Below are 14,525 nucleotides of genomic sequence, written 5' to 3'. Positions count from 1 at the left end.
TCCCAAAGTACTCCCATCATGTGTTGCCCCGCTGCTTTAAGTCGGTTCGTCGGTCTATTCTGTTGTTTTCTTTGTTCTACGATCGTCCCTGCCCAGGAGCCACTCACGCATACTGAAATAGGGCAACTGATTGCTGAGTACCGTAGCGACGCCCGCGGTCCCTACAAGGGGATCTACTGGTTTTGCTCCGACGGTAGCACCCGCGCAGCCCGCGACCCCTGTCCTGACGACCCGCGCGCCCACCAGCACGCCGACTACAAGCCGGCGGTCGATCGCCTGATGCGTAACCAAGGGTTGTATTTCGGACAGATCCTCACCGATACCCGCTACGCCAGCTTCTGGGATGCTGAGCAGGACCACGACCGCCTCAAGCAGTACCAACTGAATAACTACCTAGTCGGCGTAGACAACGGCTGGATCCTCGAACAGGCCCGCTTCTACCGCGGGGCCTTCCAGGTAGAGGACGAGGAGGAGTGGGGCCGCAAGTTCTTACAGTGGCTCCTGGCGCGGGAGGAGGTACTGCGTACTGACTATTACCTAGTGGCGCAGGCTGCGCGCGACATTCCGCACCGCGGCGATACAGACCTGAACCAGCGCATCCGCGCACGCTCCAAGGAGATTGCCGACCGCTACCCCGCCTTTATGGATCTCCGTATCAAGATCCACGGTCGCCCGGGTGCCGAGGACGCCGCGGCCATTCGCGACTTTATGACCGCCCACGAAGGTAAGCTCCGCGACAACAACTTATACGAGTCTGCTGCGGAACTAGCCACTGACATCGACGACGCCTACGGGGGTAACGGCCTGGCAAGCATCACCGATCTACTCACCAGCCTGCCCGAGTCCGACACACTACACCGCCGTATCGCTACCTTCGTTGCGACCCAATCCGATACTACCGGACGGGACCATTCCGTGGCTCGGCTTACCGCTGCCACCGAGCTCAGCCTGGCCGTCCGCCGTAGTCTTGCCAGTGACGGTCGGCGCGCCGCGCACCGGCTCACCCTACTGGACATCAACAACGAACTCGGTGACCTAATCTTCCGTAGCGCCGGAAACTGGCAGCCTACGGTGGCCCGCGAGCAGATGGAAAAGATTTGCTACCTGGGCCAGGCGGCTACCGGTGCCGGCTTTGTCGAACTCTGGGAACACGACGCCGGCGGACCGCTACTAGCCGATCCGAACTACCAGTACGTATGGCCCCATATGCTCACCGCCTACCTAGATAACGCCCGCCGCTTCGTCGAGTGGGGCACGGCGACCAACCGCGCTACCTACGCCGACGTCGTAGCCCGCTACGCTGCCTTCGAGCCGATGGCGCTGGGCTTTCTCGACGATCGCATCCGCGCCTCGGTGCTGCTGCCGCTCGGACAGGCCGTGGGCGAGCTCGGCGACTGGCTGGCCAACAACAGCGAGTCCGGCAACGCCATCCTCGATATTGCCACCCAGGCCCAGGCCCGCGGACTCAACGCCGGCTACGCCCGCGGCGTGCTTCACCTCCTTGAGGGAACCCCGGACGAGGTGGAGGTCAATAACCGCGACATCTTCGTCTTTAGCCGCCCTCCGGCCGACCTCAAACCCGTAGGCGGTATCCTCACCGTCAGCGAGGGCAATATGGTCAGTCACGTCCAGCTGCTGGCGCGAAACCTTGGCATTCCCAATGCCGTACTAACCGAGCAGCAATTCCAGGAGCTGAAGGCCTACGCCGGCCAGGAGGTCTTCTACGCCGTCTCGCCCTCCGGCGCGGTGATCATGAAACCGGTCGGTGAGATGAATGATACGGAGCGCGAACTCTTCGCCGTCAAGGAACGCAACCAGGAGCGCATCCGCGTTCCCGTCGACCGCATCGACCTCAGCACCCGCGATATCCTCAATATGCGCAGCGTCGGGAGTGAGGATAGCGGTGTCCGCTGTGGACCTAAGGCCGCCAACCTAGGTCAGCTCAAACGCCTTTTTCCCGATAAGGTAGTGGAAGGCCTCGTCATCCCCTTTGGCGTATTCCGTGATCACCTCGACCAGCAGATGCCGGGCCAGCCGGCCGGTACCTCCTACTGGACTTTTCTCAACGACCGCTTTATTCGGGCCAGGGCCATGGAACAGCAGGGTAGTAGCGAGGCCGAGGTAGAGGCTTACACCCTGGAGCAACTTGCCATTTTGCGCGAGGCCATTACCGAAATTAGGATCCAGGGTAAGCTCATCGCCCAGCTCCGGAGCGGATTCAGTGAGGTACTCGGCGACCGCTTTGGCGCCGTGCCCGTTTTTCTTCGCTCCGATACCAACATGGAGGACCTGGCCGACTTCACCGGCGCCGGGCTCAACAAGACCGTTTTCAACGTCGTCAAGGAAACGGCCATTCTCAACGGCATCAAGGAAGTCTGGGCCAGTCCCTACACCGAGCGGAGCTACCGCTGGCGGCAGCGCTACCTTCTCAATCCCGAAAATGTGTTTCCCAGCATCCTCATCATTCCCAGCGTCGACGTCGACTACTCGGGCGTCATGATCACCAAGGGGGTTACCACCGGCAACCAGGACGATATCACCGTAGCCTTCAGCCGGGGCGCCGGTGGGGCCGTCGATGGACAGGCCGCCGAGTCCTACCTGCTCGACCACACCGGCCGCTTCACCCTGCAGGCCCCCGCCCGCGAACGGCTGCACCGCCGCCTCCCCGCCACCGGGGGCAGCGTGATGGTGCCGGCTGCCTTCGACCGGCCCATCCTAAACCAGCAAAATCTCGTCGACCTTTACCAGCTCGGGCAGCGCATTGAGGAGGTAATGCCCACGGCTCCGGGCGTCAGTTCCGAGGGGCCCTACGACGTGGAGCTTGGTTTTCAGGATGATAAGATCTGGCTGTTCCAGATCCGCCCCTTCGTCGAAAATAGCCAGGCGCAGCGCTCGGAGTATCTGCAGAGTATTTCCCCACCGGTGCGGGAGGGGGTGTACATCGACCTGGCCTCGGCGCTGTAGCGACGGCTACACGGTCGCTACCGGAACAGACCGTGCAGCTTACCGTCCACCATATTGATCACCCGCCCCAGGTCCTCCTTCTTATTGGCAAAATCAACCTCATCGACGTTGATGATCAGGATGTTACCGTCGGTGTATCCGGCGATCCAGTCCTCGTAGCGGCGGTTCAACTGCTTAAGGTAGTCCAGGCTCATACTGCCCTCGTAGTCGCGGCCGCGGCTCTCGATGTGGGCCACGAGGGTACCGATGCCGGCCCGTAAGTAGATCAGCAGGTCGGGAGGCTCGATGCGGCTGGTCATGGTGCGAAACAGCTCCGAATAGCTCTCGTAGTCGCGCTCCGTCATCAGGCCCATCCCGTACAGGTTCGGGGCGAAGATGTTGGCGTCCTCGTAGATCGTCCGGTCCTGGATCACGGTGCGGTTGCCATCCTGTATCTCCAGGATCTGTTTGTAGCGGTTGTGCAGGAAGTACACCTGTAGGTTGAAGCTCCAGCGCTTCATGTCGTTGTAGAAGTCACTCAGGTAGGGATTATTCTCCGCACTCTCGTAGTGTATCTCCCAGCCAAAGTGGTGCCCGAGCTGCCGGCAGAGGGTCGTCTTACCGGCTCCAATATTGCCGGCGATCGCTACGTGTTTGATCTTACTATGCTCCATGCGGCGCGCAAGATCGTAAAAAACACTTAGGGCGGGGTCGCCGGTGCAACGGCCATAGCGCTACCAGCTGATCCCGAAACGGGCCTCAATCTGCACCACGGCACCACTGACGTCGTTGGCCGTCACGTTCGGAACGTCGTTCACGCCACTGGCAAAGCGGTAACCCCCCTCGATGCCCAGGCGAAACCACTGGAATAGATTTAACTCCGCGCCGGCCATGACCTGACCGACGAACATCCGCTCGCGGAAGTCCGTCACCGTTCCATCTTCACCGGTATAGCTGCCCTGGATACGACCGGGGCCGAGAATGGTGGTGATCCGTGGGTGGATGGTGTTGTCCGCCCCGGGGCTGTAGGCCACGATAAAGCCTCCGTGGCGGAAGTCATACGTGGGCCGGTCCCCCGTGGGCAGTGCCTCGTCGGTGGTAAAGGCATCCCGCGACGACCAACCACCGTAGCCGATGAACACCTCGTCGTCGAGTTCGAGCCCGCCAAAGCCGCCGCGTACCAGCGCCCAGTCGTCGCCCGTGGCGGAATAATTATAGGTAGGTCCGCCCCATAGGCCCGAAAGGTCGAGATCGCCGAAGAGGGTGCGCTCGCGCCGCAGGCTGTAGCGGGTGCTGACCGTGCTGTTAGTAGTCTTAGCGGGGAGCGTTGCGTAGGTACCCGTTGGCGCGGCGACCGTCATAGCCAGGGTAGGGGAGTCCTGCGCCCGCAGCAGTCCGCCAAGGGCTAGAAACAGAATGAGGATGGATAAGCGTCTCATGGCATAGGGATTTTGTTGTTCTAAAGAGATTGCACCGGCGGCCCCGCCCGCTTTGTGAGTAAGGGCGACGACCGTACCCCAAAGGTTGCACCCGCGGTTCTTAAATTTTGTTAGGGAGGTATTAATGGTTCCCTAAAGTCGGTAGGGGTGGGGTACTTTGGCGCGAAAACAGAACAAATGGCAGGCGGAAGTATCCTCATTAAGGGCGGAATGATCGTTAACCGGGGACAGCGGGAGGAGGGTGACCTGCTGATCCGCGACGGATTTATCGAGCGGGTGGGGGGTACGATTGACGTGGCGGCCGACCGGGAGATCAACGCTGACGGCTGTCTGGTGCTGCCCGGTATTGTCGACGATCAGGTGCACTTCCGCGAGCCGGGGCTGACCCATAAAGCCACCATTGCCTCCGAAGCGCGGGCAGCCGTTGCGGGCGGGACGACCAGTTTTATGGAGATGCCGAATACCAAGCCGAATACCCTCAACCAGCTACTGCTGGAGGAGAAATACCGTATCGGGGCGGCCGGTAGCGTAGCCAATTACAGCTTCTACATGGGTGCGTCGAACGACAACCTGGACGAGGCGATACGCACCGATCCGCAGACGGTCTGTGGCCTAAAGATCTTTATGGGAAGTAGTACCGGTAATATGCTGGTCGACAACGAAAAGACGCTCGATGCGCTCTTCGCCCAGAGCCCCCTGCTCATCGCTACCCACTGCGAGGACGAAGCTACCATTCGTCACAATGCCGCCCGGGCCCGCGAGAAGTACGGTACGGACATCCCCGTCCGGGAGCACCCGAACATCCGCTCGGCCGAGGGCTGTCTGAGGAGCAGTTCCCTGGCCGTAGCGCTGGCGAAGCGGCACAATACCCGCCTGCATATCCTTCACATCAGCACGGCCGATGAGGTGGGGCTGTTCCGCAACGATATCCCGCTGGAGGAAAAGCGCATCACGGCCGAGGTCTGCGTGCACCACCTCACCTTCAACGCCGACGATTATGCCCGCCTGGGCAATAAGATCAAGTGCAATCCGGCCATCAAGTCCGAGCACCACCGGGCGGCCCTCCTGCCCGCCCTGCTGGACGACCACTTCGACGTGATCGCCACCGACCACGCTCCGCACACGGCCGCAGAGAAGGCGCAGCGCGATTATTTCGCCGCACCCGGCGGTCTGCCCCTGGTGCAGCATAGCCTGGATATGATGATGCGGCTGGAGCAAGCTGGCCAGATCAGTCTGGAGCGGATCGTGGAGAAAATGTGCCACGCCCCGGCCATGTGTTTCCAGATCGACCGGCGGGGCTACCTCGATGCCGGCATGTGGGCTGACGTGGTGGTGTATGACCCGCGCACGGAATGGACGGTGGCCCCGGATAACATCCGCTACCACGTGGGGTGGTCGCCGCTCGAGGGGCAGACCTTCCGGGGCAGGGTGCGGGAGACGATCGTGAGTGGGCGGCTGGCTTACGCCGCTGGCCGGGTGGATGAATCGGTGCGCGGCGAGCGGCTAACCTTTCGGCGGTAGCCGGTGAACTAAAGAACCCCGGTCATCCCTTGCGGGGCCGGGGCTCGTTCCAACTTACTGATACCAAATAAAACAAGCGGTGACGGGGCGGACCCGTCATGTCGTGATTTCCCAAAAATAAGAAGAGTGGGCCGGAGCCGCAAGCGCCGCGGGTAAAAAGTCACAAACTTATTCCAGCTCGGCCCGCAGGTAGCGGTAGGCCGCCGTGAAGTTAGGTAACCCGTAGCCGACAGAGTCATCGGGCGACTGAGCCCGGGAGGCGGTGGCGCGAATGGCGTCAAGGATCTGCTGGTTGGTGGCGCGGGGAACGGCCTGTAGGAGGCAGGCCACGAGGCCAGTGATTAGGGGAGCGCTCAGGCTGGTACCGTTGGCCCCGGTGAGGCCCTGACCGTTGGCGGCAACGGCCGCGACCATGACGCCGGGCCCGCTAACGTCTGGTTTGATCCTGCCGTCCGCCGTAGGGCCAAAGCTGCTGAAGTAGGCGCGCTCGTCGGTATCGTCAAGGGCCCCGATGCTGAAGGCCTGGGTGGCGTCGGCCGGAGTACCGATGTAGTTCCAGGCGTCGGCTCCATTGTTGCCGGCACTCGTCACGACGATCATCCCCCGGTCAAACGCCCGGTCGATGGCCAGCGAGGCGGGACTGTGGCGGCCGTCCAGGTCCGTATAGCGGTAGTTCATGGTGGTGTCGGAGAAGGTGGTGTACCCCAGGCTACTGTTGACCAGGTCCACGCCGGCGCTGTCGGCCAGCTCCAGGGCGATGGCGTAGTTGACTTCCTCCATGCGGTGTTCGCCGCGGCTGTTCTCTGTTTTGAAGAGGAGGTAACGGGCCTCGGGCGCCATGCCGATGAAGAAGAAAGGATGGTGCGCCGCCATAGTGCTGAGTACTGTAGCTCCGTGGGTGGAGCCGTCCAGGGCGGTGGTGTCCTGCTCCACCAGATCGTAATTAGCGGGCACGGCTTCGGCTTGATCGTAGCCCAGAAAATCCTTGTAGCCGACATCCGGAAAACCGCCATCGAAAACGGCGACGAGAACGCCCGCTCCGCGGAAGCCCATCTGGTGAAGACTATCGCCACCGAGGTGAGCCAGGTTCTTCCACCCGAAGCCGTAGAATTTTTCGTTTACGGGTACGGGATCGACGCGCGGGGCCGGGCGGTCGAGTCGCGGACGAACGGGCAGTCGACTGGCGCGCTCGTACTGTAGGGGGGCCGCATAGAATGAAGTGTCAACGAAGGGAAGCTCCCGCACGCTGGCGTACTGCTCGGGGGTAGCGGCGATGACTACGCCATTCATCCACTTGCTGCGTAGCCAGATGGGTAAGTCCTGCTCGGTGAGGACCGTTTCGTAGGCTGGATTGACCGGTAGGTCGAGCTCCGTAACGGCTACACCGTGCTTCTGGCGACGGGCGAGGGCACGTGCGCTGAGGAACTCCTGCGGACGATCAATGCTGTAGGGGTAGTCCGCCTCGTCCATGGCTTTGTCCGTAAAGCCGATGAAGTAGAGTCCGGTGCCGGTAGTGGCCTGAGCGGAAAGAAAACCGGCGGCTAGCAGGACCAGCAACTGAGGAAATAGTAGGCGCATAGGATCAGGTAGGGGAGGAGCGGAGGAGATGGTCGTAGACCAAACGCGCTACGTCCGTGGTCCGGTTGTCAATACGGACCCTAAGCTGCGCTTTTTCGTAGCAGCCCCGACGTTCGGCCAGTTTGCTTGCGATGGCCTGCCGGAGGTCCGTGGCCGAGGCGAGTAGGGGGCGGTGGGCCGCCTCCGGGCGGAGCCGCTCGAGCAGCAACTCGACCGCAACGTCGAGGAAGACCGTGGTGCCGATGCGATTCAGCTCCTCGATCAGTCGGTGGTAGCAGGGCGTGCCGCCACCGGTGGCCATGACGAACATGGGTAGGGTAGCGAGGCTGAGCAGCACCTCGCGTTCGAGCTCGCGAAAGTAGCCCTCGCTGTGCTGGGCGAAGATTTTGGTGATCGGCATGCCGGCTCTGGCCGTAACGTAATCGTCCAGATCGATGAAGGGCATACCCATCAGTTCGGCGAGGGCCCGGCCGGTATGGCTCTTTCCGGACCCCATGAAGCCAACGAGGAATAATCGCATAGGCGCTGCGGTGCGTACGAATCTAGCAGGTGGTGGGGTCCTAAGGTAGGACATGTGGGTGAACCGCCCCCGGGCCTGGCCGTATCTTGGCCCCCTCATGAGCGATAAGCAGAATGGTTAAATGGTTAGTGCTGGGGATTGGCGTAATTTATCTCGGTTGTGGTACGGTGGAAGATGAACAGCGGGTGGAAGCTACCCCATCTTTGGCGGATACTACGGCTAGGTACGTTCGCCGGGAGGAGCGAGCCGTGGCGACCCCGTTAGACACCGGCTCCACGCTGGCCTTTACGGATACGGACTTCCGTTTCGGCCGGGTGCGGGCCGGTACAACCGTGCGCCACCATTTTACCTTTACCAACGAAGGGCCGGCGCAGCTACGCATCGGTGCGGTGGCGAGCTCGTGCGGTTGTACGGTGAGTCGGTACCCGACCGAAGCTATCGATTCCGGCGCGAGTGGAAGTGTAGAGGTGACCTTCCGTACCTCCGCCACGCTCGGGCATCAACACCGTGCGGTGGTCCTGCACGCTAACACCACCCCACCCCAAACTACGCTATACCTTAGCGGTGAGGTGGTACCCTAAATCTCAACCGTATGCTATACCTACAGGCCGGCGGAGGCCTCTTCACGAACGGATTTTTTATGATCGCCATGCTGGCGGTGCTCGTTTTTACCATGATCCTGCCCCAGCGGCGGCGTAGTAAGCAGCAAAAGGAATTCATGAGCGGACTCACCAAGGGCCAGCGGGTGGTAACCGCCAGTGGCATCCTGGGCCTCATTGATAAGGTGGACGAGCAGGTAGTGACCCTCAACGTCGGCAACAAAACGTACATTCAGGTCACCAAAAACGCCATTTCGAAGGAGCTTACCGATGCGATCTATCCTGCAAAGACTGACGCATAGGCTGCCCCTACGCAATATGGCCACCACCGATCGGCAGGTCCTGCTGATCTGTATGGGACTGGCCTTCGTGTTCTGGCTGATCCTAAACCTCTCCCAGGAGTATGAAATCAGTAAGGATGTACGCCTAAGCTACGTCGTGAGTCCCGAGCGGGTGATCGCCGGTACGCCGCCGCAGTCGGTACCCGTTCAGGTGGCCGGCCGGGGCTGGAACCTGATCTGGGAAAGTGTGCGGGGTCACACGCTGGACGTCACCATCGACGTGGACGATCAACAGGAGTTACTACTCAGTAATAATTTGTTGCGGCAGGAAATCAGCCGACAGTTAAGTAGTGGGGATGTAACTGTGGTCAGCATGGGCTTCGAATCCGCTCAGCTGCTGACCACCCCGCGCGATGGTAAACGGGTGCCGGTGGTGCCCAATCTCCGGGCGACCTACGTTGCGGGCTACTTCAGTCCCGACCGGCCCACCGTTCTGCCGGATAGCATCACGGTAAATGGCTCGGCCGATGCCCTGGCGGAGATTAGCAGCTGGCCTACCCAGGAGGTAGTATTGGAGAACGTTGAGCAAAATACGGTGGTGACTGCCCCGTTGATGCAAGCGCCCCCGGGGCTCACCCTCAATTACCAGGAGGTGCGGATAGGTCTTCCCGTCGAGGCGTTCATCGAACAGCAACTCAGCGTGCCCATTGCCCTGGACCATGCGCCGCCCGGCGATTCCGTGCGGGTATTTCCCAATCATGTTACGGTGACCCTCACCATTCCTGAAAGTGAGTTCGGTCGGTACTCGATGATCGACTTTCGCGTGGAGGCGGACCTAAGTCAGATGCGCACGGCCGGTAAGGATAATACGATCCCCCTGACGCTGACGCGGGTACCGGAGTCCACCAAGAGTGTATCCTTCGCTCCGCGGGCCGTGGAGTACTACGTCTACCGCCGCGACAATTAGTACCGGTCACGTACTGCAGAAACCGGCATCAGCTCATCGTAGGTACCGGTGAGGGTCGGCGTTTGGATGTTGCCGGTGTACCCCCGCACCTCACGGTGTACGTAGGCGAACAGTTCCTGGATGGACACCAGGCGGTCCCCATTCGCGTCTGCCTCTCCCTTGAGGCCACGTATCAGGTAGTGGCTGAATACGCCGGCGCGCAGTCCACCGTCCTCCATGCTGATCTCCTCGCTCCTGCTTGACATCATCAGCGCGGTGGAGGCCTGGGCGTCGGTCAGCGCGGAGTAGTAATTGGATAGGGTCTCGCTGCTACTCCCGCCGCTACGGGCGGCCAGGCTGCCGCTGTGGCAGGCATCGGCGATCACCAGTTTGTGGCGGGAACGGCTTTCGAGCAGGGCGTCGTGGACGTCCTCGTGGCGCAGTGCATTAAGCTGACCGTCGTAGTCTACGGGAAGGAAGGACCCCGGTAGTCCGTGGCCGCTGAAGTAGAATAGAATCACGTCGTTTTCGTCCGCCCGCCGGTAGGTTTCACGCATGGCGGCTAGAATATTGTCGTGGGTGGCCTCCTCGTCGATTAACACCCGGACCTGGTCATCGCTCAGGGCACCTCCCTCCACGCTTTTGAGGAAGGCGTAGACCTGGTAGGCGTCGTCATCCGTGTAGCGTAGGGTCTTCATGTGCTGGTAAAAGGCGCAGCCCACGACTACCGCCCATACCCGTACCTCGGGGTCAAAGGCGGTCACCGCCAGGTCGGCCGGTTCCGTACTGGAGGTGTAGAGTTCGCGGTAGAGCGAGCCATCCTGCCAGATACCACCCTCGATCTGACCGCTGGCGTAGTGCATCACCCCCAGGCCGTTGGGCCGGTGGCCGCTGAAGTTGCCGAAGTAAGTATCGCCGGTAGTGAAGCGCACCGTGCCGGCCCCATTGGGTGAGCCGCTGCGGAATTGCCCTTCGTAGATCGTGCCGTTGGAGTAGGTGAAGCGCCCCGGTCCGTCCGGACAGCCCTCGTTGCAGGAAACGAGGCCGTCCGTGGTCCCAGTGAAGCCTAGTGCGGCCCAATTAGTTTGTAGCTCGCCGCGCACCCAGTCACCACTCACTTCCACGCCGTTAGCGTAACGCATGCTACCCTTACCGTGGGGCAGGTTGTCGGTCCACTCTCCCCGGTATTCATCGCCGCTGGCGTACTGCATCGTGCCGGGGCCGTGCAGCAGGTTGCCACTCATGTGGCCACGGTAGTAGTCGCGATTGGCAAAGGTGAACGTCACCTCCCCCTCGAGCTGATCGTCCCGCCAGGTACCTACGATACGACTGCCGTCGATGTAGGCTAGCTCTCCCTTACCGTCGCGTTTTCCGCTCCGCCAACTGCCCTCGTAGCGATTGCCGGTTGCGTCAATTAGTCTGCCCTGACCCTGCTGCAATTGCTGGACAAAGCTACCGGTGTAGATCGACCCATCGGGATAGGTAAGGGTACCCACCCCCTCGAACTTACCGGCGCGAAAAGCACCGGAATACAGGGCACCATCCGCAAAGCGAAGTACTCCTTCCCCGTTATAGCAGTTGCCCCGCTGGCACCGGCCCTGGGCGAAGCCCGTAGCTGCAAGGAGCAGCAGACAGGCCATAATCTTGAGTTTTAACATGTTTGACGAATGTGAATGTGCTGGTATCAGTGAAACTCCTTCCATTCCGTAAGCGGATGGAACGGCTATGCGGGCATGCCCCAAGTAGCTAGCCAGGGCAGGCGGTATATCCGTAGGTAAACTTGCAGATCAAGGGCTAAACTTAAATTTGTGTGGAGAGAGACGCTGAAAACCAAATTAATGAGAGACGAAGGTATAGCAGCAGTTACTACCCTAAAATTGCACCTTTTGCCCGCAGTTAACCTGCCCTTTAACGGAACGGTAGCTTTACCGGGGTGAACGGTCAGCTCGTTATACGTACCGATCACCCTTCGTTACCTAATCGGATTCTTACCTGCTGTGTACATTACGCTCCTACACTAGTCAACCGTCTATGCGTTTTTACTCAGTCGTAATTTTCTTTATTTTTTATAATTGCATCTTTGCTCAACTCGATCCCTACCAGCGCTTTGACTTTCCCGATAATATGGGTGCGGCGGAGGTGCTCACCCCACGGCAGTTTCTGGGGTACCGACTGGGGGAACGGTTTACCGAGTACGCTACCGCAGTGAGTTATTTTGACTACCTGGCGGAGCAGAGCCCGCGGATCAGATCCGAGCGGTACGGCAGTACCTACGAGGGACGCCCACTGGTGCTGCTCACGGTGACTAGTGCGGCCAACATGAACCGATTGGAGGAAATCCGTCAAAACCAGCACCTGCTGGTAAATAGCTTCCGGGGCGGAAATGAACGAGAGGTGCAACGGGTGCTGCAGGATCAGCCGGTCATCAATAGCTACAGCTACAACATCCACGGCAACGAGGCCAGTAGCACCGAGGCTGCCCTACAGGTAGCCTACGAACTAGCCACCAGCGAAGACCCCGCTACGGTGGCCGCCCTGGATAGCAGCGTTATCCTCCTCTTTGTCTGTATCAATCCCGACGGACGTGACCGCTACGTCTACTGGTACAACGGCATGGCGCGGGCTACGGGGGGGGAGGACCCCAACGACCTGGAGCACCACGCCCCCTGGCCCAACGGGCGCACGAACCACTACTGGTTCGACCTGAACCGCGACTGGGTGTGGGGCGTGCACCCCGAGAGCCGGGGACATACCGGAGTATATCAGCGCTGGATGCCCAGCGTACATACCGATTACCACGAACAGGGCTACGATGGCAACTACTTCACCGTGCCCGGCACCACGCCGCGTAATTTACTGCTACCCGATGCCTACGAAAGCTGGGCTGATACCTTCGGCCGGGCTAATATCGCGCGCTTCGATGCCCAGGGCGTGAGCTACTTCACCCGCGACCGCTTTGATTTCTTCTACCCCAGCTACGGCAGCAGTTACCCCTCCGTGATGGGCGCCATCGGCATGCTCACCGAGCAGGGCGGGATCGCCGCGGGCCGGGCCGTGGAAACCGAGGACGGCTACGTACTCACGCTACGGCAGCGCATCTGGGACCACTACACCACCAGTATGGCCCAGGTGAAGACCGCGGCCGCCAACCGACGTGCGCTGATCGAATACAGCCTGGCCGCCTGGAACCCCCTAACAAGCAAGGAGGGCACCACTGGCTACCTGATCGAAAACGATGGAAGCGACTACGTCGACGACGTTCTGCAGATGCTATTGCTCAACGGAGTGGAGGTAGAGCGGACAACGGAGGATCTCACCGCCACCGGTATCAGTTACCGTGATGGCACCACTACCGAGCGCACCCACCCGGCCGGTAGCCTCATCATCGCTACCGAGCAGGCCCGCCACCTGTTTCTCAACAGCATCATGAGCCGCTCGCTCGAAATAGAGGACAGTGTGATGTACGACATGAGCACCTGGTCGGCGCCGCTGGCGTACAACCTGGAGGCCTACAGTTTTAGCCGTCCGATTCAGGTGAATACCGAACCGGTCACCGTGATCGAGCGCCGGGGAGAGGTATCCGGACTCGGTGGTTCGGAGGCGGTCTACGCCTACGTCATCGACTGGTCGCAGCGGCAGGCACCGCGGGCCCTCTCCGCGCTGTGGGAAGCGGGACTGCGGGTACGCGCTGCACTACAATCCTTTACCGCTGACGATGGCCGTACATTTTCCGCCGGAACCCTGATCGTACTGCGGGGGCGTAACCTGGAACACGCCGACACCCTTCCTGCGCTAATGCGCCAACTTGCCGACGACCACGGGCTCCAGATTCACGCCTTTGCTACCGGTCGCATGCGGGCGGGTAACGACCTGGCTAGCACCCGCAACTTCCCGCTACCTAACCCCCGGGTAGCCATGCTGGTAGAGCCGCCCTTTGACACTTACACGAGCGGCCAGGTGTATTTTCTCTTCGACTGGGAGACCCACCTGCCGGTGACCCGTATCCGCACCTCGCTACTGCGGCAGACGGCGGTGCCTAAGTTCGGCAGCCGCTACGGGTACGCCACCCTGAACGACTACGACGTGCTCATCCTGCCCGATACCGATGACCTCGAAGCTGTCTTCGGCAAGGAGGAGCTAGGGCAGCTTAAGGCGTGGATCTCCGCCGGCGGTACCCTGGTTACCGTGGGCTCTACCGCGGAGTACTTCACCAAAACTTCCAAGTTTAACGAGCAGGAACTACGTAAAGCCGAACGGGACACTAGCCAGGCAGCCGCCGACTTGACCTTTGCCGACCGTACCGCCTACTTCGGCAAACAAACGGTGCCCGGTACGGCGCTCAACGCAAGTATCGACGTCACCCACCCCCTTGGATTTGGTCTGAAACCGCAAATCTACACCCTCAAGTTTGGCAGCAGTGCCCTGGTGCCCGCGGCGGAGCTACAGAGTGTGGGACGCTACGCCGCGGACTCCACCGCGCTCCTGGCCGCCGGTTACGCCAGCCAGCCGAACCTCGACCGACTGGCGGGCAATACCTGGGCCGGGGTGCGTACCCTTGGCCAGGGTAAGATCGTGTACCTCCTGGACAATCCCCACTACCGCATGTTCTGGCGCGGACCGAGTCGGCTGATGCAAAATGCGGTGATGATCGTGCCCGGCATGTGAGGTTGCGCTCTGCCATCAACCCCAACCCCCCAC

At 60.9% G+C, this 14,525-nt stretch carries 11 protein-coding genes; 6 read left to right on the top strand and 5 right to left on the bottom strand.

Annotation, left to right across the window (positions count from 1 at the left end):
• Nucleotides 1-18 precede the first annotated feature (18 nt).
• Nucleotides 19-2,964, top strand: coding sequence for a PEP/pyruvate-binding domain-containing protein (locus ACOOHD_RS04880; RefSeq protein WP_420460449.1), 2,946 nt, complete (start codon nt 19-21; stop codon nt 2,962-2,964).
• A 17-nt stretch (nt 2,965-2,981) separates the two neighbouring features.
• Here the strand turns inward: ACOOHD_RS04880 and ACOOHD_RS04875 are convergent, their stop codons facing one another.
• Together ACOOHD_RS04875 and ACOOHD_RS04870 are read right to left on the bottom strand one after the other, a co-directional pair.
• On the bottom strand, nt 2,982-3,617 hold the full coding sequence (locus ACOOHD_RS04875) for a deoxynucleoside kinase (protein ID WP_420460448.1): 636 nt from the start codon (nt 3,615-3,617) through the stop codon (nt 2,982-2,984).
• Nucleotides 3,618-3,677: 60 nt separating this feature from the next.
• Nucleotides 3,678-4,382: a hypothetical protein gene (locus ACOOHD_RS04870; protein WP_420460447.1), complete on the bottom strand. Its 705-nt coding sequence runs from the start codon at nt 4,380-4,382 to the stop codon at nt 3,678-3,680.
• 177 nt (nt 4,383-4,559) lie between these two features.
• Between ACOOHD_RS04870 and ACOOHD_RS04865 the strand changes: the two genes are divergently transcribed.
• Nucleotides 4,560-5,903, top strand: coding sequence for a dihydroorotase (locus tag ACOOHD_RS04865; protein WP_420460446.1), 1,344 nt, complete (start codon nt 4,560-4,562; stop codon nt 5,901-5,903).
• Nucleotides 5,904-6,071: 168 nt separating this feature from the next.
• Here ACOOHD_RS04865 and ACOOHD_RS04860 read toward each other — a convergent pair whose 3' ends face one another.
• A complete protein-coding gene (locus ACOOHD_RS04860) occupies nt 6,072-7,481 on the bottom strand; it encodes a S8 family serine peptidase (protein WP_420460445.1) in 1,410 nt (469 codons plus the stop codon).
• Nucleotides 7,482-7,485: 4 nt separating this feature from the next.
• The gene (locus ACOOHD_RS04855; protein WP_420460444.1) at nt 7,486-8,001 is read right to left on the bottom strand and encodes a shikimate kinase; all 516 of its coding nucleotides are present in this window, start codon (nt 7,999-8,001) and stop codon (nt 7,486-7,488) included.
• 113 nt (nt 8,002-8,114) lie between these two features.
• Between ACOOHD_RS04855 and ACOOHD_RS04850 the strand changes: the two genes are divergently transcribed.
• The 3 genes from ACOOHD_RS04850 to ACOOHD_RS04840 are packed head-to-tail and all read left to right on the top strand — an operon-like array spanning nt 8,115 to nt 9,848.
• Nucleotides 8,115-8,582 (top strand): DUF1573 domain-containing protein, encoded by a 468-nt coding sequence (locus ACOOHD_RS04850; protein WP_420460443.1) that lies wholly within the window; start codon nt 8,115-8,117, stop codon nt 8,580-8,582.
• An 11-nt stretch (nt 8,583-8,593) separates the two neighbouring features.
• Nucleotides 8,594-8,902, top strand: coding sequence for a preprotein translocase subunit YajC (yajC, locus tag ACOOHD_RS04845; RefSeq protein ID WP_420460442.1), 309 nt, complete (start codon nt 8,594-8,596; stop codon nt 8,900-8,902).
• 16 nt (nt 8,903-8,918) lie between these two features.
• Nucleotides 8,919-9,848 (top strand): hypothetical protein, encoded by a 930-nt coding sequence (locus tag ACOOHD_RS04840; RefSeq protein ID WP_420460441.1) that lies wholly within the window; start codon nt 8,919-8,921, stop codon nt 9,846-9,848.
• Here ACOOHD_RS04840 and ACOOHD_RS04835 read toward each other — a convergent pair.
• A complete protein-coding gene (locus tag ACOOHD_RS04835; RefSeq protein WP_420460440.1) occupies nt 9,845-11,485 on the bottom strand; it encodes a caspase family protein in 1,641 nt (546 codons plus the stop codon). The two genes, ACOOHD_RS04840 and ACOOHD_RS04835, sit on opposite strands and share 4 nt — an antisense overlap.
• 373 nt (nt 11,486-11,858) lie before the next feature.
• Here ACOOHD_RS04835 and ACOOHD_RS04830 point away from each other — a divergent pair, with 373 nt between their 5' ends.
• Nucleotides 11,859-14,492 (top strand): M14 family zinc carboxypeptidase, encoded by a 2,634-nt coding sequence (locus ACOOHD_RS04830; RefSeq protein ID WP_420460439.1) that lies wholly within the window; start codon nt 11,859-11,861, stop codon nt 14,490-14,492.
• Nucleotides 14,493-14,525 lie beyond the last annotated feature (33 nt).

It is taken from the genome of Neolewinella sp. (assembly GCF_965214665.1).
Classification (GTDB): domain Bacteria; phylum Bacteroidota; class Bacteroidia; order Chitinophagales; family Saprospiraceae; genus Neolewinella.
The sequence above is the reverse complement of the archived record's forward strand: the minus strand, read 5'-3'. Positions and strand labels throughout refer to the sequence as shown.

What these genes read in the sequence shown, in the direction of transcription:
- yajC (WP_420460442.1), top strand. Translation starts at nt 8,594, where the DNA reads ATGCTATACCTACAGGCCGGCGGAGGCCTCTTCACGAACGGATTTTTT.
- ACOOHD_RS04855 (WP_420460444.1), bottom strand. Translation starts at nt 8,001, where the DNA reads ATGCGATTATTCCTCGTTGGCTTCATGGGGTCCGGAAAGAGCCATACC.
- ACOOHD_RS04870 (WP_420460447.1), bottom strand. Translation starts at nt 4,382, where the DNA reads ATGAGACGCTTATCCATCCTCATTCTGTTTCTAGCCCTTGGCGGACTG.
- ACOOHD_RS04860 (WP_420460445.1), bottom strand. Translation starts at nt 7,481, where the DNA reads ATGCGCCTACTATTTCCTCAGTTGCTGGTCCTGCTAGCCGCCGGTTTT.
- ACOOHD_RS04840 (WP_420460441.1), top strand. Translation starts at nt 8,919, where the DNA reads ATGGCCACCACCGATCGGCAGGTCCTGCTGATCTGTATGGGACTGGCC.
- ACOOHD_RS04875 (WP_420460448.1), bottom strand. Translation starts at nt 3,617, where the DNA reads ATGGAGCATAGTAAGATCAAACACGTAGCGATCGCCGGCAATATTGGA.
- ACOOHD_RS04850 (WP_420460443.1), top strand. Translation starts at nt 8,115, where the DNA reads ATGGTTAAATGGTTAGTGCTGGGGATTGGCGTAATTTATCTCGGTTGT.
- ACOOHD_RS04865 (WP_420460446.1), top strand. Translation starts at nt 4,560, where the DNA reads ATGGCAGGCGGAAGTATCCTCATTAAGGGCGGAATGATCGTTAACCGG.
- ACOOHD_RS04830 (WP_420460439.1), top strand. Translation starts at nt 11,859, where the DNA reads ATGCGTTTTTACTCAGTCGTAATTTTCTTTATTTTTTATAATTGCATC.
- ACOOHD_RS04835 (WP_420460440.1), bottom strand. Translation starts at nt 11,485, where the DNA reads ATGTTAAAACTCAAGATTATGGCCTGTCTGCTGCTCCTTGCAGCTACG.
- ACOOHD_RS04880 (WP_420460449.1), top strand. Translation starts at nt 19, where the DNA reads ATGTGTTGCCCCGCTGCTTTAAGTCGGTTCGTCGGTCTATTCTGTTGT.